Raw genomic sequence first — 20,603 nt, 5'->3', positions numbered from 1 at the left:
GCCGGCCTGCCCCACGTGGCGGCGCTACCGGGGGCCGTCGTCCGCGGCGGGTGCCGTCGGCCGCTCCTCGGCGAGCCGGTCGGCGAACAGCGGCGGCAGGTAGCGCAGCATCAGCGCCGACCACACGACGTGCGTGAGCACCGAGGCCTGGATGCCCCCGGTGATCCGGCGCTGCTGGGCGAACAGCAGGCCCATCGGCACGCTCGCCAGCACCAGGGCCGGGTTGCGGGTGGCGGTGGTGGCCAGCCCGTAGACCGCGGTCGAGACCAGCACGGGCCGCCGCACCCCCGCGGCCGCGTAGAGCGCGCCACGGAAGAACACCTCCTCCGCCACGCCGTTGGCCAGCGCGGTGGTCGCCACCAGCGGGGTCGATCCCTGGTCGGCGTACCGGAGCACCGAGCCGATGGCCCGCTCGAGGACGGGGATCCGCCGGGCGACCAGCGCCGCGGCGTAGAAGGCGCCGAAGGCGCCCACCCCCGAGGCGACCGGCGTGACCACCGGCCGGCGCAACCGGTCGCCGGGCCCGAACATCCGGCCCAGGTGCAGCGGGCCGGACGCCAGTCCCCCGACCACCCAGGTGCCGGCGACCCCGAGGGTCAGCCCGTAGAACCGCGGTGAACCCGGCGGCGTCGACAGCGACACCCCCAGCAGTGACGCGCCGGCCACGGAGACGGCGCCGGTGACCCGCCGGCGGCGCCGGAAGGCCGCGTCAGACTCCCGGTGGTCGCGCGGCACGCTGCGCAGCAGCGGCTCGGCCGCGCGGAACGCCCGGGCCCGCAGCCCCCGCACCGCCCGGCGCCGGTTCACCGCCGCGCTCCGCGGCTCAGCCACCCGCCGCGCCGCTCGCCGGCATGCCGACGTCGTTCCCGGGCCCGTTCGACCAGCGCGGTCATCACCATCTCGTCGTAGTCCATGGGCTCGAAGGGCACGACCGAGCGGATGGCGTCGTCGGTGACCACCACCTCGTTGGTCATCGAGTCGATCAGCGAGCGGCCGGTGGCCAGGTCGACGTCGGTGACCAGGGTCAGCCAGCGCGAGGAGAGCTGCGGGCTGAGCAGCGGCACGGGGACGACGAACATGTGCCGGTTCTGGATCTCGGCCACCCGGCTCATCATCTGCAGGTAGGTCAGCACCTCGGGCCCGCCCACCTCGAACACCCGCCCGGTGGCCTCCGGTGCCTCGAGGACACCGACCAGGTACCGGACGACGTCGGCGACCGCGATCGGCTGCGTCCGCGTGCTGACCCACCGGGGGGTGACCATGGCCGGCAGGTGGGCCACGAGCTGCCGGGTCATCTCCCACGACACCCCACCGTGGCCCACGACGATGCCCGCGCGCAGCACCGTCACCGGCACACCGGTGCCGCCCAGGAGCCGCTCGACCTCCCGGCGGCTGCGCAGGTGCCGCGACAGCTGGTCGCCGTCCTGGCCCAGGCCGCCGAGGTAGACGATCCGGCCGACCCCGGTCGCGGCCGCGGCCCGGGCGAACGCGCGGGCCGCCTCGGCGTCCTTGCGCTCGAAGTCCGGGTCGTCGAGGGAGTGCACCAGGTAGTAGGCGGCCGCGCAGCCGGCGAGCGCCTCCCGCAGCGAGCTCTCGTCCCCGACGTCCCCGGCGACGGGGGTGCCGGCCCCCTCGTAGCGCTCCGGCCGGCGGGTCATCGCGCGGACGTCGTGGCCCGCCTCCACCAGCGCGGTGGCCAGCCGGCTGCCCACGAACCCGGACGCACCGGTGACCAGGACCCTCACCGCGCCCAGCCTGCCCCGGCCCGGCGACGAGCGCGACCCGTGCCGCACCCGCCCCGCCCGGTCACCGGGGCAGCGCGCGGTGACCGCGGCCACGTCCTCCCAGACCGGGATGGGACGATCTCGACCGGCGCGGGGCGCGGACGCCGGCCTCCGCCACCCGAGGACACCGGTCCGTGGAGGAAGCCGCGATGACGCATGAGCCAGGACAGACCCTCTACATCGACGGGCAGTGGCGCCCGGCCGAGAGTGGCCGGGTGTTCCCCGTGACGGATCCGGCCACGGGCGACGTGATCGGGCAGGCCGCGGACGGCGACGCGACGGACACCCGGGCGGCCATCGCCGCTGCTGATCGCGCGCTGCCGGCCTGGTCCGGCGCCACCGCCTACGAGCGCGCGGCCGTCCTCGCGAAGGCGGACGCGCTGATGCGGGAGCGGCGGAAGGACCTGGCCGCGCTGATGACCCGCGAGCAGGGCAAACCGCTGAAGGCCTCGATGAACGAGGTGGCGTACGCCGCGGACTTCCTGGCGTGGTTCGCCGAGGAGGCCAAGCGCATCGGCGGGGTCACGATCCCCTCGGCGCGGGCGGACCAGCGCTTCGTGACGATGCGCCAGCCGGTCGGCGTCGTCGCGGCGATCACCCCGTGGAACTACCCGATCTCGATGCTGACCCGCAAGCTCGCGCCGGCCATCGCCGCCGGGTGCACCTCGGTCCTCAAGCCCGCCGACCAGACCCCGCTGTGCGCCGTCCAGCTGCTCGCCGACGCAGGCGTCCCCGCCGGGGTGGTCAACCTGGTCACCACCACGCGCCCCGGCGAGGTCGGCGACGCGCTGCTGGAGTCCCCGGTGGTGCGGAAGCTGACGTTCACCGGGTCGACCGCGGTCGGGAAGATGCTGGCGGCCAAGGCCGGCGCCACGCTGAAGCGGGTGTCGGTGGAGCTGGGCGGCCACGCGCCGTTCATCGTCTTCCCCGACGCCGATCCGGTCCGCGCGGCCAAGGGGGCCGCGCTCGTGAAGTTCCTCAACACCGGCCAGGCGTGCATCAGCCCCAACCGCATCTACGTCCACCGCTCGGTCTACGACACCTTCGTGGCGACCCTCGAGCAGCGGATCGCGGCGCTGCGGGTCGGCAGGGGCGACCACGACGGCGTCTCGATCGGCCCGCTGATCGACGAGCGCGCCGTGGCCAAGATGGAGGCCCAGGTGCTCGACGCCCGCACCCGGGGCGCCCGGGTGGTGGCGGGCGGCGAGCGCCTGCAGGTCGACGGGCTCGACGGCACGACCTTCTTCGCGCCGACGCTGCTGGCCGACGTGACGCCGGACATGCTCATCTCCCGCGAGGAGACCTTCGGGCCCATCGCCGCGGTCACGCCGTTCGACGACGAGGACGAGGTCGTCGCCCGGGCGAACGACACCGAGTACGGCCTGGCCGCGTACGTCTACACCAACGACCTGTCGCGGGCGATCCGGGTCACCGAGAAGCTGCGGTTCGGGATGGTCGGGGTCAACGACATCAACCCCACGTCGGCTGCCGCACCGTTCGGTGGCATCAAGGCCAGCGGGCTGGGGCGCGAGGGCGGGTACGAGGGCATCGACGAGTACCTCGACACGAAGCTCGTCGGCATCTCGGTCTAGTCGACCCCGTCAGGGCGGCGTCGTGCCGCGGAGCCGCTCCTGCTCGACCACGGCCTCGAGGTCCGCGAGCCGGTCGAGGCCCTGCAGCGGCCGGCGCATGCGGGGGTTGCCCGCCAGCCGGTCGCGCGTGCGATCGAGGAAGGCCCAGTAGCCCGCGGTGAAGGGGCAGGCGTCGTCCCCCAGCCGCTTCCTCGGGTCGTAGCGGCAGCCGCCGCAGTAGTCGCTCATCCGGTGGATGTAGGCCCCGCCGGAGGCGTAGGGCTTGGTGGCGAGCAGGCCGCCGTCGGCGTGCTGGCTCATGCCGACGACGTTGGCGACCATCACCCACTCGTAGCCGTCGACGAAGCTCTCGTGGAACCAGTCGGTCATCGCCGAGGGGTCGATCCCCCGCTGCAGCGCGTAGTTGCCGAGCACCATCAGCCGCGGGATGTGGTGCACCCAGCCGTCGCGGCGCAGGTCGCCCAGGACGTCGGACAGGCAGGCGGCGTCGACGGCGGTGTCGTCGAGCCCGGCCAGCCAGTCCGGCACGTCGGCGTGCGCGGCCAGGGCGTTGCGGGTCCGGAAGTCGCGGCCGAGGTGCCAGTACATGTGCCAGATGTAGTCCCGCCAGCCCAGCACCTGCCGCACGAAGCCCTCGACGCTGTTCAGCGGCAGCGGATCCCCGTCCGAGACCGAGTCGCGGTAGCGGCGCTCGGCCTGCGCGACGACGTCGAGCGGGTCGAGCAGCCCGAGGTTGAGCGCGGGCGAGAGCAGCGAGTGGGCCAGCCACCGCTCGCCGGCCAGCATCGCGTCCTCGTGCGGGCCGAAGGCGCCCAGCCGGTTGTCCAGGAAGTCGGCCAGCCGGTGCCGCGCCTCCTGCCGGCTGGCCGGGAACAGCCGCGGACCGTCGTCACCCACGAACGAGACGTCACCCGCCGCCTCCCAGCGGTCCAGGTCGGCGCGCACCTCCTCGTCGATCTCGTCCTCCTCCGGCCACCACGGCTCCGGGGCCGGCGAACGACCGTCGGCGGGCGGCGGCTGCCGGTTCTCCTCGTCCAGGTTCCAGCGGCCACCGACCGGCTGTGCGCCGTCCAGGAGGACGTCGTGCCGGCGCCGGGCGTCGCGGTAGAAGTCCTCCATGAGCAGCCGCTGCCGCCCGCGGCCGTCGGCCCAGGCCGCGAACTCCGCGTGGGAGCTCCCGAACCCGCGGGCGGCGAGCAGCTGCACGCCCGGGCGGCGCAGGACGAGGTCGCGGCTGCCCCACGAGGTCGGCGCGCAGACGCTCAGCGGCTCCCCGACCCGGTCGAGCGCCTCGCCGTAGGTGCCGACCTGGTGGAACTCGGCCTGGTCGCCCAGCTCGGCGGCGCGGTGCCGGAGCGCCGAGAGCACCAGGTGCGCCTTCTGCCGGTGGAACCGGCGGCGGGCGAACACCGCCCGCGACTCGATCAGCAGCACCGGCTGCTCAGGCTGGTCGAGGAAGTGCGGACCGAGCTGATCGGCGAAGCACCAGCGCCGCGTCCCCGGGGCCCGGTCCGGGAAGTCGGCCAGCGCGGGATCGCCCCGGTACCCGTCCGGCCCCCGGCCACGACCCTCCGCGCGCGCCGTCACCGGCCCCACCTCCGCGGCCATCGTGCGGTGACCAGGGCCCGGCCGCCAGTCGTCCGGCACCGGACGGCGAGGACTCCCACGCCCCGCCCGGCGGCGTTACTGTCCCCCATGACGACCCGGCGGGCGCTGCTCCTGATCGCCGACATCGGCGGCTACACGGACTACATGCAGTTCCACCGCAGCATGCTGGGGCACGCGGAGGCGGCGACCAGACGCCTGCTCGACAAGATCGTCGGCGCGGCACGGGACTTCGACCTCATCGAGATCGAGGGCGATGCGGCCTTCCTCTCCCGCGACGCCGAGGGCCTGGATGGCGCAGCGGTCCTCTCCGCCGCCACCGGTGCCGCCGTCGCCATGCACCGCGCCTTCCACGCGCAGCGCCGGCTGATCGAGCTCAACATGTGCCCCTGCGGGAGCTGCACGAAGACCGGCGCCCTGAAGCTGAAGTTCGTGGCGCACGTCGGGGACGTCGCCACCCAGACGATCCGGCGCCGCAAGAAGCTCGTCGGCATGGACGTCATCTACGTCCACCGCCTGCTGAAGAACCCCGTGACGGTGCCGGAGTACCTGCTCGTCACCGACGACCTCTGGCGCAACGGCGGCGCCGCCCCCGCCGAGCTGGTCGCCCACGAGATCGGCCAGGACCTCGAGGGCATCGGCCCCGTGCAGAGCTTCTACATCGACGTCGAGGACATCGCCGCACCCCTCGCCGACCTGCCGGGCCCGTCGCTGCTCCTGCGCATCGGTGCCACCTTCGACATGGTGGGCCGGGGCCTTCCCCACGTCCTCCCCCGCCGACGGTCTCGGGCGCTGGCCTCAGCGACCTGAGGCGCCGTCGCCGAGGAGGGACGCGTCCAGCGCGCGTTCCGGCAGCACCTGGATGAAGTACTCGACGCCGAACATCTCGCGGAGGATCGAGTCGGGGAACATCGCCGGGTCGATCGGGTACTGGGACCGGTGCGCCGCCGTCGCCCGGATCTTGTGCCCGACGAAGTCCGAGACGTCGATGCAGGTGCTCACCCGGGCGTCGACCCGGTCCCCCGAGGGCAGCGTCCGGGTCAGCAGCGGGAGCGCCGGATCCCGCTGCCCGTCGGCGGCGGAGAAGGGCTCCGCAGCCAGGAACGTCAGGCTGGTGACGTCGTCGACGGCCACCACGTGCGCGTTGCGCGGCCGGCCGGTGGCGATGCCCTCCTCCCCGATGAACTCACCGGGGCCGGACCGGTCGACCACCTGCACGTGGCCGTGGGCGTCCTCCCGCCGGATCTCCACGGTCCCGGAGAGCAGGAAGTGCATCGTCGTCGCCTGTTCCCCCTGCTCGATGAGGTAGGAGCCGGCCGGGAACCACTCGACCTCGATGAAGTCGGCCGCGTACCCCAGCCCCGCCGTCTCGCGCGAGAAGACCGACAGGGCGCGCACGAAGTCCCGGCTGCCCTTGAACCGGGTCGTCAGCTCGACCACCCAGGCGGCCAGGCGGTCGCGGAGCAGCATCCGGCTCCGCGGCAGGTGGCAGTGGAACAGCCGCGGGGAGGTCGCCGGTCGCAGCCGGTAGCAGGCCGCGGTGACCGCAGCGCCCACGGCCACGTGGTCGGGGTGACCGGAGAACCCGTCGGCCCCGAACGTGATCACCACGTCGGGATCGAACTCCGTGATCAGCTCCGACACCTGCGCGATCAGGCTCTCGCCGTCGACGTCGGCGAGGCCGCCGTCCAGATGGTCGAGACACCTGGTCCGGGTCAGCCCGAGCGCCTCGCCGGCCGCGGCGAGCTCGCGCTCCCGGACCGCGGTCAGGGTGGCCCGGGTCGCGACGGCGGCGTCCCTGATCTGCCCGGCCCCGCCCCTCGTGAGCGCGACCACGCTGACTTCGGCGCCGGTGCTCGCGTACTTGGCGAGCGTCCCGCCGGCGCAGATCGTCTCGTCGTCCGGGTGGGCGAAGATGCCCAGCAGGCGCGGCGGCCGCCCGATCGGGTCCTCAGACATGTGCGCTTCCCCATCCCCGTCGATCCTGCCGCCGGCTGCGCGGGGTGGAGCTGTCGACGGCCGGCCGGGGTTCGGCACGGTACCGCCTCGCCGGGCAGGTCACCAGCAGCGGCCGCGGCGCAGCCGGCCCTCACGGCCCGGCATCGCTGCTAGCGTCCGCGCCGTGGCGGGCTCGTACCGCGAGGCCTGGGCGTCGGTGACCGGCAACCGGAACCTGCGCCTCGCGCAGTTGTCGTCGCTGGCCGCCTGGACGGGCGAGTTCCTCTTCCTCTCGGCGATGACGGTGTACGCGTTCGACCAGGACGGCGCGGCCGGGGTGGGTCTGGTCGGGTTCCTGCGCGTGCTGCCGGCGACGGTCGCGCTCCCCTGGCTGGGCGTGCTGGCCGACCGGGTCTCGCGCCGCCAGTTGCTCGTCGCCGCCTGCGTGCTCCGGGCGGCCACCGCGGCGGGGGCGGCGGTCGCCGTGGACCAGTCGGCGGTGGTGTACGCGCTGCTCACCCTCTCGACGGTCTGCCATGCCGCCTACCGGCCGGTGCTCGCCGCCCTGTTCCCCACGCTGTGCACCACCCCGGAGGAGCTCACCGGCGTGAACGCCGTCCGGGCCATCCTCGACGGGGCCGCCGCGCTCGTCGGCCCGCTCGCCGCGGCCGCACTGCTCGCGGCCTACGACCCGGCCGCCGCGTTCGCCGCGGTGGCCCTGCTCGCCGGGCTGGCCGGCGGACTCGCCGCCCGGCTGCGCTACGAGACGCCGCACCTCGCCGCGGCCGGTGGGCCGACCGGCCGGGGTGGCGTGGTCGCCGACGTGGTGGAGGGCCTGCGCGAGCTCCGCCGGCGCCCGCGCGCCCTCGAGGTGATCGTGCTGGGCGGCGCGCAGTGCCTCGTCCGGGGCGCGGTCACCGTGCTGGCGGTGGTGGTGGCCGTGGAGCTCACCGACCTGGGCGGCCCCGGGGTCGGGATCCTGTGGGCGGCCTTCGGGGTCGGCGGGTTCCTGGCGGCGATGGCCTCGATCGGCGCCGCGGGGAGCGCCCGGCTGGGCACGCTGTTCGGTGCCGGGATCGCGCTGTGGGGTGCACCGCTCGTGCTGATCGGCCTGCTGACGGGCAGCCCCGTGGCGATCGGCGCCTTCGTGGTCATCGGCGCGGCCAACGCCATCGTCGACGTCACCGGGTTCACGCTGCTGCAGCGGCTGGTCCCCGACCAGACGCTGGCGCGGGTGCTCGCCCTCACCGAGGCGGTGTTCTCCCTCGCTCTGGCCATGGGCTCGCTGGCCGTCCCGTTCGTCCTGTCCGCGCTGGGCGGCACCGGGGCGCTCCTCGCCACCGGCGCCGTCCTGCCGGTGGCCGTCGTGGCGCGCTGGGCGGCGCTCCGGGCGATCGATGCCGACATCGGCGTCCGGAAGGACCGGATCACGCTGCTGCGCCGGGTCGGCATGTTCCGCCTCCTGCCCGTCCCCGTCATCGAGGGCCTGGCGCAGCGCCTGGGCCGGGTCGGCGTCCCGGCGCAGACCGACGTGTTCCGGCAGGGCGACCCGGGCGACGGGTTCTACGTCGTCGAGTCCGGCCGCGTGGCCGTGCTCGTCGACGGGCGGGAGATCCGCCGGCTCGGGGCCGGCGACGCCTTCGGGGAGATCGCCCTGCTCCGCGCGGTGCCGCGGACGGCGACCGTCCGGGCCCTCGAGGACACCGAGCTCGCCACCCTCAGCGGGCCGGCGTTCGTCTCCGCGATCACCGGCTTCTCCGCCACCGCCTCGACCGCCGAGCAGCTGGTCAGCGGCTACCTGACGGAGGACCGGCAGCGGCAGGCGGAACCGCCGCGCCCCGAACCCGACCGCGGCCAGGGCCCGCGCTGACGGGTGCCGTCCGGCGCCCGGTCGCCGCGGTCGGCGGACGGGCAGGTGGGTGGGTAGGTTCCGTTGCCGGGGCGGACCCACTGGCCCGGACGCGCGACACGAGGGGACGACGATGTCCGCAGAGCCGGCCGAGCACGCGGTGCGCGGCGACCTGGAGTTCGGCCTCTTCGACTGGATCGACGCCGTGCCCGGCCGGTCGCCGGCCGAGGTCTACGACGCCCGGCTCCGGGTCCTCGCCGAGGCCGACCGGGGCGGGTTCAGCACCTACCACCTGGCCGAGCACCACGGCACCCCGCTCGGGCTGTCGCCCTCCCCGGCGGTGTTCCTCGCCGCCGCCGCGCGGGAGACCGAGCGGATCCGCCTCGCACCGACCACCTTCATCGTGCCGCTCTACGACCCCCTGCGGCTGGTGCAGGAGATCTGCATGCTCGACCAGCTCAGCCACGGCCGGCTGGACATCGGCGTGGGCAAGGGCTCCTCCCCCATCGAGGCGGCCATGTACGGGCTGACCCCGGCCGGCACCGCGGAGTCGTTCGAGCAGCTGTTCCCCGCGATCGTCGAGGCGCTGGAGACCGGGACGTTCCGCCGGCCGGGCGCCGACGGCGCGGCCGCGGAGGTCCCGCTGCACGTCCCCGTCTTCCAGTCCCCGCACCCGCCGCTCTGGTACCCGACGTCCAACGCGGCCTCGATCCCGCGGCTGGGCGACGAGGGCTACAACGTGCTGTTCGGCTTCGGCTTCGCCTCGCCGCCTCTGGAGGTCGTGCGCGAGCAGAGCCGGGTGTTCTTCGAGCACTTCTCGCGGTCCGCCGCCGACGGCGGCGTCCGGTACAGCCTGCCCGGGTCGCCGCCGCGGTTCGGGATGCTGCGGCACGTCGTCGTCGCGGAGACCGACGAGGCGGCCGTGGCGCTCGCCCGGTCGGCCTTCGACGCGCACTACGAGAACTTCACGCACCTGTGGCGGGCGCACGGCAGCGACCGCTTCACCGGCCCCGCGGACTTCGACGCCCTGGTGGCCGGGCACAAGCTGTTCGTCGGCTCGCCGGAGACGGTCGCGGCGCAGGTCGCCCGCGCCCGCGACGTCGGCGAGATCAACTACTTCGCGGGCGCCTTCGCCTGGGGCTCGCTGGACGTGGAGACGGTCCTGGCCTCCGTCCGGCTCTTCCGCGACGAGGTCGTCCCGGCCGTCCGCGCCACGGTCGGCCGGTAGTGGCGGCGGGCGCCCGCCCAGCGGCGGGGACGACGGTGCACCGCGACGTCGGCTACGCGACCGTCGACGGCCTGGAGCTGCGGCTGGACCTGTACCTACCCGACGTGCGGCCGGCCCCGCTGTGCATCTGGTTGCACGGTGGTGGCTGGCTGCGGGGGTCGCGCAGCGACCGCGCCGACGCGCGGCTCCTGCCGCTGGCCGCCACCGGGGTGGCCGTGGCCGCCGTGCAGTACCGGCTCAGCGGGCAGGCGCCGTTCCCCGCACCGCTGGAGGACGCGCGGGCCGCCGTCCGCTGGCTGCGGGCGCACGCCGGTGACCACGGCCTCGACGCCACCCGGATCGGCGCCTGGGGCGCGTCGGCGGGCGGCCACCTCGCCGCGCTGCTGGCGCTCACCGACGATCCCGCCGGCGACAACTCCTCGGTGCAGGCCGTCGTCTCCTGGTTCGCCCCCTCCGACCTGCTGCTGCGCGACTCCGACGTGCCCGAGGGCCCGCTGCCGCCCTTCGTCACCGGGCCGCTGCCGGAGCCGTCGTTCGAGGCCCGGCTGCTGGGGGTCGAGGACGTGCGGCAGGACGCCGACGCGGCCCGCGCGGCCAGCCCGGTCGCGCACGTGCGCCCGGGCGCCCCGCCCTTCCTGCTCATGCACGGCGACCGCGACGGGCTGATCCCCTCCGCGCACAGCCGCGCGCTGCACCGGGCGCTACGCGCCGAGGGGGTCGACTCGACCCTGTGGCTGCTCTCCGGCGCCAACCACGAGGACCCCGCCTTCGACTTCCCGGCCTCCCTGGCCGCGGTCAGCGCCTTCCTCCGGACGCACCTGCTCCCCTGACCTCGGCAGGGTGGGGCGCAGTCTCCTCCGACGACGACCGCCAGACCGGGCGTGCCGTCGGCCGTCGTGCCCCCGAAGACGCCGCCCTGCGCGGCGACCCGGGTGGCGAGGGCGTCGGCGCCGCGCTCGCGCCGTCGCCCGGCTATGCGGCCGCGACGCCTCGGATCAGTCCCACGAGGGTGACGGCCAGCAAGGCTGCCGCCACGGCGACCACCGGGAGCTGCCCGGCCAGGTGGAACTCGCGGCGCCCGGACGACGACGTGGTGTCCCGCTGCCCCTCCGGGACGAAGGAGACGCCGGCCAGGATGTTCTGGTAGTCCTGGGCCGCCTCCTCGACGGCGAGCCCGCCGTACTCGAGCCGCGCCTGCAACCCGGCGAGCATCGCCCCGGCCGCCTGGGCGGCGCCGACCCGCGACTTCAGATCGCTGGTCTTCTCCAGATGGGCTGACACGGCCGCCGTCATCGACACGACCAGCGCGCCGAGGCACAGCACCTGCCACACGGTCTGCGACGCATCGAGCGACAGCCCCTGCTGGACCCGCTCCGCGAAGGTCGGGCCGCCCAGGGCGGGGCCCGCGGTCAACCCGGCCACGACCGCGCTGCTGGCGATGCTGACGGTCGAGAGCCGTCTGCTCACCGGGGCCGTGCGCCGGACGTACGCCTCGATGTCGGCCCTCCTGGCCCGGATCGTGTCGAGCAGTCCGGCTCGCGGACCTGGCCCCTCAGTGGGTTCCAGGGTGATCACCCGCCTTCGGTCGCTCACCGTCAGGGTGCGCCTCGCCCATGCTCGGGACCATCACCCCGATCGCGGGACCCCACCCTGCTCGCGTGGCGTCATCTCGACGTCACCACCCGGAAGCAGGCGGCAGTGGCGCTCCCGCGTCCGGTCAGGTCCCCGGCCTCGACGTGGTGCCCAGCTGTGACCTTTCCGGCGAGTGGCGGCAGGAGTGGCGCGGACCCGCTCTCCCCGAGAAGCTGTGCGGCGTGACCGACATCGACGGCGTGATGGACGCGGCAGGACTCAGCAACCAGCACGTCCGCGACTACGTGCACCGGTACTTCGAGCTCACCGGGGCGGACCGGATCGAGGTGGTCAACGCCTCGGACGACGCCCGGCTCTTGCGCGAGGCGCTCGACGCCGGTGAGCTGGCCCCCGCCGGGGAGGGCCGCTACTACTCCCGCAGCCATCCCAAGGACACCGCGCGCTCCGAGGAGCGCACCGTCGTCGCGACCAGCAACCCGGCCGACGCCGGCGTCTACAACAACTGGCGGCCGGCCGCGGAGATGCGCCCGCTGCTCGAGGACCGCATGCGCGGCGCGTCGGCCGGCAAGACGATGTACGTCGTCCCGTACCTGATGGCTCCGCCCGGGTCCCCGCTGGAGGCCTTCGCGGCCGGCGTCGAGCTCACCGACACGCGCACCGTCGTCCTGCACATGATCCGGATGGCGCGGGTCGGCGTGGACCACGTGAACGACCTCGGCGACAGCTTCGTCCGAGCCGTGCACGTCACCGGTGACCTGGACTCGCTCGGCCAGGGCACCCCCGACGACCAGCGCTGGTTCGTGACCCTCGCCGACGAGCGGACGATCCTGCACTACGGGTCCTCCTACGGCGGCAACGCCCTGCTGGGGAAGATCGCCCACGGCCTGCGCCAGGCCACCTACGACGGCTGGGCCTCCGGGGACTTCCTGGCCGAGCAGTTCCTGCTGCTCGGCATCACCGACAAGCAGACCGGCCGCAAGTACCACGTCTGCGGCGGCATGCCGAGCGCCTCGGGCAAGACGAACCTGGCGATGACGCTGGCGCCCGACGCCCTGGGCGACCGGTACCGCGTCGACTTCTACGGCGACGACATCGCCTGGCTGCGGGCCGACCCCGACGACGGCCGGATCTACGCGATCAACCCCGAGTACGGCGCCTTCGGCGTCGCCAAGGACACCAACGAGAAGACCAACCCGACGGCCGTCGAGGCGATCGCCGAGGGCACCGGGACGATCTTCACCAACGTCGCCTACAACGAGCAGACCCAGGACGTCTGGTGGGAGGGCAAGACCAAGTTCCCGCCCGCCGACGTCACCGGCTGGCGCGACTGGAAGGGCGAGCTGATCTCGGAGCGCTCCGAGGAGGAGAAGGACGCCCCCTGGGCCCACCCGAACAGCCGCTTCACCACGACGCTGGCCAACATCCCGAACATCGCGCCGGACTACGAGAACCCGAAGGGTGTGCCGGTCGACGCGATCATCTTCGGCGGCCGCACCCGGGACCGGGAGCCGCTCGTCCGCGCGGTCACCGACCTCGCGGAGGGCGTCTACGACGGGCTGACCCTGGGCGCGGAGGCCACCTTCGCCGCCGAGGGCACCGAGGGCGTGCTGCGGTACGACCCGATGTCGATGCGGCCGTTCATGGCCTATCCCGAGGGCGCCTACGCGGCGCACTGGCTGAAGGTCATCGGCGCGGCCACCGACCAGCCGATCTTCGCCCACGTCAACTGGTTCCAGCGCGACCCCGAGGACGGGCACTTCCTGTGGCCGGGGTACCGGGACAACCTGCGCCCGCTGCTGTGGCTGATGCAGCTGCGCAACGGCGAGGTCACCGGCCGGCAGACACCGGTCGGCGTCGTCCCGACCCCCGAGGAGCTGGACCTCACCGGGATGGACCTGCGCCCCGGCGACCTGGACACGCTGCTCACCATCGACACCGCGCGCTGGCAGCAGGAGATGGCGCACCGCGAGGAGCACCTGGCCCAGTTCCCGGACCTGCCGGAGGCGATCTGGACGGCGCACCGCCGGGTCGCGGCCGCGCTCGACGACCAGGCCTGACCGCACCGCAGGTCGTCAGCCGGCCGGGCCCGGCGGGTCCACGCGTTCCTCGCCGAGCGCATCGGTGGAGCCCGGTCGCGCGGATCAGCCAGGCCCCGCGGTCAGTCGTCGAGGGAATCCTCGACGCGGTCGAGCAGCGCTGCGATGCCCGCCTCCACGTCGGACGTCTGCTGTGCCTCCTGCGCCCGCAGCGCCCGGAGCCGGTCGACGTGCTGCATGTCCTCGCTGCTCAGGAAGCTCGCGATGGCGAGCACCTGGAGCCGCTTGGTCTCCACGAGGTCGATCAACTGCTGGTGCACGGCGCGCAGCTGAGCGTCCTGCACCCGGACTCCCGTGAGGTCGTCCCGCAAGGCGGCCAGGCCGGCCACGGGTCCCTCCAGCAGGAGGGACGCCCCGGTCTGCGGGTCGATGGCCGGGTCCGTGGCCAGCTGCTCGGCCTCGATCGCCGACGCACGCATCCGGGCGCGTGCATCCGGTTCCGTGCTGCTCAGCCAGGTGGCGATCTCGATGCCGGCCTCGGCCGCCCCGAGTGCCGCTCCGGGCTGCGCGGACGCCGGCACGGCCCACGGTGCGATGACCGACGGAGCGGACAGCACACCGATGCCCGCGAGTAACGTCAGCAGCGCACCGAGGACGGGGGCCGGCCGGGAACCGGCTGTCGAGCGGACCGCCAGTCCCCCGGCGGCCGAGGCCACCAGCAGGGCGGCCAGGCCCAGTCCCAGGGGGATGGCCAGCGACTCGAGGAGATCCACGAGGGAGCCGCCGAAATCGGGCAGAGCCACGACGAGCAGACCGAGGACCCCGGTCAGACCGGCGACCACCGCCGCGAGCGCGCCCGCCCCCGGCCCACGCCGCGGCACCAGGAGAGCCAGGGCCAGCGCCGCTGCTCCGGCACCTCCGGCGACGACCCAGAATTGGGCGACCGCCTCGTCCGCGGACGCCGGGGCGCCGCCGATGAACCGGTCCGCGATCAACACGACGGCGGCGACGGCACCGCTGAGCAGCCCGGTCCGCACGGCGACGGATCCCACGCGCGGCGGCGCGGGCCAGGGCACCGTCGTCGCGTTCTCGACGAGCCAGCGGGGTGCGTCCGCCTCGGGTGGGGCGAGGACCAGCGCCGTGAGCGCCGCCGCCGCGAGCAGCCCGGCGACCGCCGCCGGCACGGGGGTCCCGACCTCGCTCACCAGCGCGCCGCTGGCCAGCAGCCAGCCCTCCTCGAAGGCCTGGCGGAGGATCTCCCACAGCCACAACGCCGCGCCGAAGGCGACGCTGCTCACCAGGACGGCCACCCCCCAGCTGCTCGACGGCCGTGACATCCGCGGCGCGACGTCGGACCACAGTTCCCCCAGGCCGGCGACGGCGTAGGTCGCACCCACCGCCAGCGCGGAGGTGAGCAGCACCCACCCCGGGTGCTGCATCGGCAGGCCGAGCCCCGTGTTCCCCAGCGAGGTCACGTGCCCGAGCAGCAGCCCCACCGCCAGGCCCGCGGCCACCACGAACACCCGCGGACGTGTCCCGGCGACCCGGCTGACGAGGGCCTGCCGCCACAACGCCAGGCCGACGGTCAAGCCCAGCAGGGGTCCGAGCAGCAGGCAGACGAGGACGACGACGAGATCTGTGCGCCCGGAGGGGGCCAGCACCGCGGTGAGCACGGCGGTCAGCAGCGGGGAGCTGAGACCGACCAGGAATCCGGCCACCGCGCCGTCCAGAGCTGTGACGGCCGCGATCCGCTCCGGCCGGTCGAGCACCGCTGTCCGCGCTGCTCTCGTCGGGTGGTTGCGCAGCGGCCGCCGCCACCACGGATCGGGCCGCTCGCGCGTCTGCGCGCCGAGCTGGGCGACCCACGCCTGCCTGCGCTCAGGGTGCCGCGCGATCGACCGGACATCCGCGTCGAACTCCCGGCTGCGCAGCGCGGCTGCTGCGGTCAGCAGCGCGAGCCCGGCCACGAGCACCGCCCGCCAGAGGTAGTCCGGCAGGCTCGACAGCTCCCAGGCCGCCACCTCGGTGACCACCGGGAGGAGCAGGAGTCCCACGACGGCGTAGCGCAACGAACGGGTGATCCAGGTCAGCGGGACGTCGGACGCCGTCAGGTGTGCCAGCTCGTGGCGGACGTGGGGGTCGAAGACCTCCGGCCGCCGCCACCTGGCCGCCACCCCGGGCGGCAGGACGACGGTGTAGCGGCCGGGGACGCCGAAGGCGAACGCCTCCGACGAGCTGCTGTGCCCGATCAGCAGCCGCGGAGCCGGCCGTGCCCCCGCCTCGGCGGCCAGCTCGGCGAAACGGTGCTCGGCGGCCGCCAGCCGCGGGTTGGGCCTCCGCAGCCCCCGGCTCCACCGGAGGTAGGCGGGCGTGAGGTACAGGATCGCCGCGGCGGTGACGGCCGCGGCGAGCAGGCCGGCGAGGGACCACGCAGCCCGGGTGCGTTCCACCGCGGCGGTGCACTCGACGAAGACCTCCTGGCGGTCGAACGGTGCCATGAGGTCCGCCGGGTCGAGCGGCGCACCGTAGGCGGCGTCGCTGCACTCGGCGACCGTCGCCACCCATCGGTCCCCGGCGGAGGTCGTGTTGTGCAACCAGGTGCCGACGAACAGCCCCGCGGTGAGCAGGGAGGTCATGACCAGGACGAACCGGGTGGTCGTCGGGGCCGGGTAGGCGAGGACGTCCACCCGTGGGCTGGTGCGGTCGAGCGTCTCCACGGGACTACCTCCGCGGCGGGGTCAGCCGGTCCTGCGGAGCCCGCCGACCACCGACTCGGCCAGCAGCCGGGCCCGCTCGTCGTCCAGGCCGACGTCCCGGGCCCTGGCCAGTGCGACGGCACGGACGTGCTCGACCTGCGCGCTGTCGAGCGCCATCGGCGGGTCCGCGGTGCCCTCGTCGTCGCCCAGCCGCAGCAGCCGGCGGACGGCGTGCAGCAGCCGCGGCCGCACGCCGTCCCCCACCGCCTCCACGACCACCCCTGCCAGGTAGTCCACGACCTGCTGGGCGACCGCGAGGACCACCGGGGTCAGCAGCGCGAGCTCCACGCCCGATCCCACGGCCTCGTCCCGTCGTCGCGGGTCGAGCACCGCACCGGGATCACGGAAGTAGTCCTCGGCGGCGTCGTCGAAGACCGCCAGCTCGTCCGGGTCCACGCGCTCGACCAGCTCCGCGGCGAGGTCCTGCACGAGCGCGCGCCGTTCGTCCTCGGCCGGGTGGCTGCGCTGGGCCATCTCCGCCCCTCCCGTCCGGGGTCCGGCCGTCCTGCGGTGAGGCAGACGGTAGCGACCGCCGCCGGTACCGCCAGGGCCTTTGGACACCGCCGCAGCGGACCGGGTGGGAGGCCGGAGTGCCGGCGCCGGTCAGCTCAGGTGGTGCACCTCCTGCAGCCCGTACACGGGCGTGGGGATGCCCTCGTAGCGGGCCTTGAGCTGCAGCGCCAGGTAGAGGGAGTAGTGCCGCGACTGGTGCAGGTTGCCCCCGTGGAACCAGAGCGCCTCCTGCTGGGTGGGCTTCCACATGTTGCGCTGCTCGCCCTCCCACGGCCCCGGGTCCTTGGTGGTGTCCGAGCCCAGGCCCCACACCTTCCCGACCCGGTCGGCCACCTCCTGGCTGATGAGGTCGGCCGCCCAGCCGTTCATCGACCCGTAGCCGGTGGCGTACACCACCAGATCGGCCGGCAGCTCGGTCCCGTCCTCGAGGACGACGGCGTCCTCGGTCAGGCGGACCACCTGGCCGTGCACCAGCCGCACCTTCCCGTCGGCGACCAGGTCCGCGGCGCCGACGTCGATGTAGTAGCCCGAGCCCCGGCGCAGGTACTTCATGAACAGGCCGGAGCCGTCCTCGCCCCAGTCGTGCCAGAAGCCGGCCTTCTCCAGGCGCTCGTAGAAGTCGGCGTCCCGCTCCCGCATCTGCTGGTACAGCGGGATCTGGAACTCGTGCATGATCCGGTACGGCAGGGAGGCGAAGATGAGGTCCGCCTTCTCCGTCGTCACCCCCGCGGCCACCGCCTCCTCGGAGTACAGCGCGCCCAGCCCGATCTCCATGAGCGTGCCGCTCCGGACGATGTGCGTCGAGGAGCGCTGCACCATCGTGACGTCGGCATCGTGCTCCCAGAGGGCACCGCAGATGTCGAACGCCGAGTTGTTGCTGCCGATGACGACGACCTTCCTGCCCGCGTAGGCGTCCGGGCCCGGATGGGCCGAGGAGTGCTGCTGGTCGCCGCGGAAGACGTCCTGCCCGGGGATCTCCGGCATGTTCGGCTTGCCCGACATCCCGGTGGCGAGGACGACGTGCTGCGGCCGCAGGGTGAGCGGCTTGCCCTCGCGCTCGACCTCGACGGTCCACTCGCCCTTCTCGGCGTCGAAGGTCGCCGACGTCGCCGTGGTGCTGCCCCAGTAGGGCACCTCCATGACTTTGACGTAGCTCTCGAGCCAGTCGCCGATCTTGTCCTTGGGCGAGAACACCGGCCAGTTGTCGGGGAACTTCAGGTAGGGCAGGTGGTCGTACCAGACCGGGTCGTGCAGGCAGAGCGACTTGTAGCGCCCGCGCCACTGGTCGCCGGGCCGCGGGTGCTTGTCGACGACGAGGGCCGGCACGCCGAGCTGGCGCAGCCGCGCACCGAGTCCGATGCCGGCCTGCCCACCCCCGATGACGAGCACGTACGGCCGGACGGCGCTGCCGAGGTCGGCCTCCTCCTTCTCCCGTCGCTCCAGCCAGGTCAGGCGCTGCTTGTTCGCGCCGTGCTCGGCCCCCATCGGCCGCGCCGACCCCCGCGGCTCCTCGTGGCCGGTCAGCTCGTACAGCGTGGTGAGGAAGGTCCACGCCTTCGGCTGCCCGTCCTCCTCGACCAGGCGCAGCAGCCCGCGTCCCCGGCCGGCCGCGGTCTCGAAGGTGAACCAGGCGGTGAGCACCCCGTCGGCCTCCTCGGGTGGCTCGTCGACGGTGAAGCCGCGCGGATCGGTCCGGTCGAGCGTCGCGGTGAGCAGGTCGGTGACGCCGGCGGGGTTCTCGACGGTGGTGATGTTCCAGGTGAAGGAGACGAGGTCGCGCCAGTAGCTGGTCGCGGCGAACATCCCGGCGGCGCGTGCCACGTCCCGGGCCCGCAGCGCCTCCTCGAAGCCGGTGAACCAGCGGTGCGCCCGTTGTTCCGGGGTCTGCGTCGGGGTGTCCAGGGTCTGGGTCATGGGTTGCTCCTCTTCCGAGCACCGGACGGCATGGTGTGATGTGCAGCACACCGCACTCGGCCCGAGAGCGGAAGCGTTGCAGCGAGTTGCACGCCCCCCGGCTGCGTCGTCCGGCCCGACGTGGCCTCCCCGCCGCCCTACGAACCCGGCTGACCGCCGGCGGCCAGGAGCCGACCCATCTGCTCGTGCACGGCCTGGATCCCCTTGAGCGGCCGCATCATCACGCGGAACTCGACGATCCGGCCGGCGTCGTCGCAGCGGATGATGTCGACGCCGTTCACGTACGTGCCCTCGATGCTCGTCTCGAACTCGAGCACCGCGGTGTCCCCGGCGAGCACCTGCTTGGCGTACCGGAACGCGCCTCCGGCGCCACCGACCAGCGTCCGGGTCGCCGCCTCGAGGTACTGCGTGGTGACGGCCTTCCCCCGCTGCGGCGTGTAGACCACCGGCGAGTAGAAGACGACGTCGTCGGCGAGCAGTTCGTCGAGCCCTCCGGGGAGCTCCCCTGCCAGGTAGCGGTGCCAGCGGGCGATCACGTCGTCGATCACGGTCGGCTCAGGCGGTGACGTCGGTGAGCGTGGTCCGGGAGCGGTACTCCAGGTCGCCGTACGCCTGGGCGTGCCGCTCCATGTACCGGGCCACGAACGGGCACAGCGGCAGGACCTTGAGCCCCTGACGGCGCACGTCGTCCAGCGCCTGCCCGACGAGGCCGGAGGAGATACCGCGACCCTGGTGCCCGGCCAGCACCTCGGTGTGGGTGAAGACGACGAGCTCGGGGGTCCGGATGTACTCCGCGATCGCCGCCAGCTCTCCGTCGACGCGTGCCTCGTAGCGGTGCTGCTCGGCAGCATCGGTCACGTTCACCTGCACGGGGTTCCCCTCTCGTCGCTGGACCGCGGACCGGCCCACCGGTCCGGTCGCCCGGCCCAGCATTGCGTACCGGGGTGCCGGCAGGTCAGCCCGGCAGGCTTCCCGCTCGCAGGCGGTGGCGACGGCGGCGCCCGGTCGGCGGCGAAGGTGGACAGCGAGCAGGCGCAGCTGCGGGTCACGGGCGTGCCGCGGAACGTTCGCCGGACGAGTGCGCGGAGTCCGCGGTCAGTCGCCGTTGGTGACCGTCCAGCCGTTGCGCTCCCACTCCTCCGACTGCTGGTCCAGGGTCTCCCCCGTCAGGGCATCGAGGGAGGGGTCCAGGCAGATGTTCGCCGCGGGGTCGGTCCCCGGTGCCAGGCCCTGGACGCACGCACCGTCGACGGTCCGGACGAGGCGCCCGTCGTAGCCGTACTGGTTGCCGCACGCGTCGCTCCACATCACGCCTCGCTCGTCGTAGCGTTCGAGGCCCGGCTCCGGCTCGGGCCACGTGCGGCCGAACTGGTCGACGCACGGCTCCCCCTGGCTGCTGGCGAGGCCGTCGGTGCGGATCTCGGCACCGGGGCTGCCGCTGTCCGGGCCGACGGTGCCGCTGTCGGCGGCGGAGCCGGCCGCGGGAATCGAGCCCGTCGCGGCGCCGCCGGCGGACTCCGCGGTGCCGCCGCACGCGGTCAGCGTGATCACGCCGGCGAGCAGCAGCATCGTTCCGCGGAGGCGGCTGGTGGTCGTGCTGGGCATCTGCGTCTCTCCCGGGGTGGGCGTGGCCGGCAGGCGCCGGCGCAAGGGTGGCGTGGAGGCCCCGGGCGCTCACCGCGCCCGGTCGCCTGCACCATCGGCCGGTGCCGCGCCGGACTTCAGGTCGATCACCCCGGAGGGGTGCTGCGCCCGGCAGCGACGGCGCCACCCACGACGCCGCCCACCGAGGTCG

Annotated in this window: 17 protein-coding genes; 6 read left to right on the top strand and 11 right to left on the bottom strand. The window is 74.2% G+C overall.

The window, feature by feature from the left end:
* Positions 1 to 24 precede the first annotated feature (24 nt).
* Positions 25 to 807, bottom strand: a complete 783-nt coding sequence (locus BD833_RS06065; protein WP_166532230.1) for a CPBP family intramembrane glutamic endopeptidase — start codon at positions 805 to 807, stop codon at positions 25 to 27.
* On the bottom strand, positions 804 to 1,745 hold the full coding sequence (locus BD833_RS06060) for an NAD(P)H-binding protein (RefSeq protein WP_166532229.1): 942 nt from the start codon (positions 1,743 to 1,745) through the stop codon (positions 804 to 806). The genes BD833_RS06065 and BD833_RS06060 overlap by 4 nt, the downstream gene beginning before the upstream one ends.
* 188 nt (positions 1,746 to 1,933) lie before the next feature.
* Here BD833_RS06060 and BD833_RS06055 point away from each other — a divergent pair, with 188 nt between their 5' ends.
* Entirely contained in the window at positions 1,934 to 3,376 is a 1,443-nt protein-coding gene (locus BD833_RS06055) for an NAD-dependent succinate-semialdehyde dehydrogenase (protein ID WP_166532228.1), read from the top strand.
* Between the two features lie 9 nt (positions 3,377 to 3,385).
* Here the strand turns inward: BD833_RS06055 and BD833_RS06050 are convergent, their stop codons facing one another.
* Positions 3,386 to 4,963 carry a cryptochrome/photolyase family protein gene (locus BD833_RS06050; RefSeq protein ID WP_243737474.1) on the bottom strand — a complete coding sequence of 526 codons (1,578 nt, stop codon included), beginning with the start codon at positions 4,961 to 4,963 and terminating at the stop codon, positions 3,386 to 3,388.
* Positions 4,964 to 5,071: 108 nt separating this feature from the next.
* Here BD833_RS06050 and BD833_RS06045 point away from each other — a divergent pair, with 108 nt between their 5' ends.
* Positions 5,072 to 5,791, top strand: a complete 720-nt coding sequence (locus tag BD833_RS06045; protein ID WP_166532226.1) for a DUF2652 domain-containing protein — start codon at positions 5,072 to 5,074, stop codon at positions 5,789 to 5,791.
* Here the strand turns inward: BD833_RS06045 and BD833_RS06040 are convergent.
* Complete coding sequence (locus tag BD833_RS06040; protein ID WP_166532225.1) at positions 5,780 to 6,940, bottom strand: PIG-L family deacetylase; 1,161 nt, start codon at positions 6,938 to 6,940, stop codon at positions 5,780 to 5,782. The genes BD833_RS06045 and BD833_RS06040 overlap by 12 nt on opposite strands.
* Positions 6,941 to 7,103: 163 nt before the next feature.
* Between BD833_RS06040 and BD833_RS06035 the strand changes: the two genes are divergently transcribed.
* From BD833_RS06035 to BD833_RS06025, 3 genes are all read left to right on the top strand, one after another.
* Entirely contained in the window at positions 7,104 to 8,789 is a 1,686-nt protein-coding gene (locus BD833_RS06035; protein WP_166532224.1) for an MFS transporter, read from the top strand.
* A gap of 112 nt (positions 8,790 to 8,901) precedes the next feature.
* A complete protein-coding gene (locus BD833_RS06030) occupies positions 8,902 to 9,996 on the top strand; it encodes an LLM class flavin-dependent oxidoreductase (RefSeq protein ID WP_166532223.1) in 1,095 nt (364 codons plus the stop codon).
* 35 nt (positions 9,997 to 10,031) lie between these two features.
* Positions 10,032 to 10,826 (top strand): alpha/beta hydrolase, encoded by a 795-nt coding sequence (locus BD833_RS06025; RefSeq protein ID WP_243737473.1) that lies wholly within the window; start codon positions 10,032 to 10,034, stop codon positions 10,824 to 10,826.
* Between the two features lie 142 nt (positions 10,827 to 10,968).
* Here the strand turns inward: BD833_RS06025 and BD833_RS06020 are convergent, their stop codons facing one another.
* Positions 10,969 to 11,463, bottom strand: a complete 495-nt coding sequence (locus BD833_RS06020) for a hypothetical protein (protein ID WP_166532221.1) — start codon at positions 11,461 to 11,463, stop codon at positions 10,969 to 10,971.
* 347 nt (positions 11,464 to 11,810) lie between these two features.
* On the opposite strand from BD833_RS06020, the gene BD833_RS06015 reads away from it, so the two are divergent.
* Positions 11,811 to 13,646 carry a phosphoenolpyruvate carboxykinase (GTP) gene (locus tag BD833_RS06015; RefSeq protein WP_166532220.1) on the top strand — a complete coding sequence of 612 codons (1,836 nt, stop codon included), beginning with the start codon at positions 11,811 to 11,813 and terminating at the stop codon, positions 13,644 to 13,646.
* A gap of 101 nt (positions 13,647 to 13,747) precedes the next feature.
* Here BD833_RS06015 and BD833_RS06010 read toward each other — a convergent pair whose 3' ends face one another.
* From BD833_RS06010 to BD833_RS05985, 6 genes are all read right to left on the bottom strand, one after another.
* Positions 13,748 to 16,342 (bottom strand): M48 family metalloprotease, encoded by a 2,595-nt coding sequence (locus tag BD833_RS06010; RefSeq protein ID WP_166532219.1) that lies wholly within the window; start codon positions 16,340 to 16,342, stop codon positions 13,748 to 13,750.
* Between the two features lie 21 nt (positions 16,343 to 16,363).
* Entirely contained in the window at positions 16,364 to 16,855 is a 492-nt protein-coding gene (locus BD833_RS06005; protein ID WP_166532218.1) for a hypothetical protein, read from the bottom strand.
* A gap of 129 nt (positions 16,856 to 16,984) precedes the next feature.
* Positions 16,985 to 18,808, bottom strand: a complete 1,824-nt coding sequence (locus BD833_RS06000) for a flavin-containing monooxygenase (protein ID WP_166532217.1) — start codon at positions 18,806 to 18,808, stop codon at positions 16,985 to 16,987.
* A gap of 137 nt (positions 18,809 to 18,945) precedes the next feature.
* Positions 18,946 to 19,356, bottom strand: a complete 411-nt coding sequence (locus BD833_RS05995) for a nuclear transport factor 2 family protein (RefSeq protein WP_166532216.1) — start codon at positions 19,354 to 19,356, stop codon at positions 18,946 to 18,948.
* 7 nt (positions 19,357 to 19,363) lie between these two features.
* The gene (locus BD833_RS05990) at positions 19,364 to 19,666 is read right to left on the bottom strand and encodes a GNAT family N-acetyltransferase (protein WP_208092375.1); all 303 of its coding nucleotides are present in this window, start codon (positions 19,664 to 19,666) and stop codon (positions 19,364 to 19,366) included.
* A 237-nt stretch (positions 19,667 to 19,903) separates the two neighbouring features.
* The gene (locus BD833_RS05985; protein WP_166532214.1) at positions 19,904 to 20,413 is read right to left on the bottom strand and encodes a LamG domain-containing protein; all 510 of its coding nucleotides are present in this window, start codon (positions 20,411 to 20,413) and stop codon (positions 19,904 to 19,906) included.
* Between the last annotated feature and the right edge of the window lie 190 nt (positions 20,414 to 20,603).

This window comes from Blastococcus xanthinilyticus, from assembly GCF_008124835.1.
In the GTDB taxonomy this organism is placed as follows: domain Bacteria; phylum Actinomycetota; class Actinomycetes; order Mycobacteriales; family Geodermatophilaceae; genus Blastococcus; species Blastococcus xanthinilyticus.
This window is presented reverse-complemented; position numbering and strand designations above follow the sequence as displayed.

What these genes read in the sequence shown, in the direction of transcription:
- BD833_RS06055 (WP_166532228.1), top strand. Translation starts at nt 1,934, where the DNA reads ATGACGCATGAGCCAGGACAGACCCTCTACATCGACGGGCAGTGGCGC.
- BD833_RS06045 (WP_166532226.1), top strand. Translation starts at nt 5,072, where the DNA reads ATGACGACCCGGCGGGCGCTGCTCCTGATCGCCGACATCGGCGGCTAC.
- BD833_RS06040 (WP_166532225.1), bottom strand. Translation starts at nt 6,940, where the DNA reads ATGTCTGAGGACCCGATCGGGCGGCCGCCGCGCCTGCTGGGCATCTTC.
- BD833_RS06030 (WP_166532223.1), top strand. Translation starts at nt 8,902, where the DNA reads ATGTCCGCAGAGCCGGCCGAGCACGCGGTGCGCGGCGACCTGGAGTTC.
- BD833_RS06005 (WP_166532218.1), bottom strand. Translation starts at nt 16,855, where the DNA reads ATGGCCCAGCGCAGCCACCCGGCCGAGGACGAACGGCGCGCGCTCGTG.
- BD833_RS06000 (WP_166532217.1), bottom strand. Translation starts at nt 18,808, where the DNA reads ATGACCCAGACCCTGGACACCCCGACGCAGACCCCGGAACAACGGGCG.
- BD833_RS05985 (WP_166532214.1), bottom strand. Translation starts at nt 20,413, where the DNA reads ATGCCCAGCACGACCACCAGCCGCCTCCGCGGAACGATGCTGCTGCTC.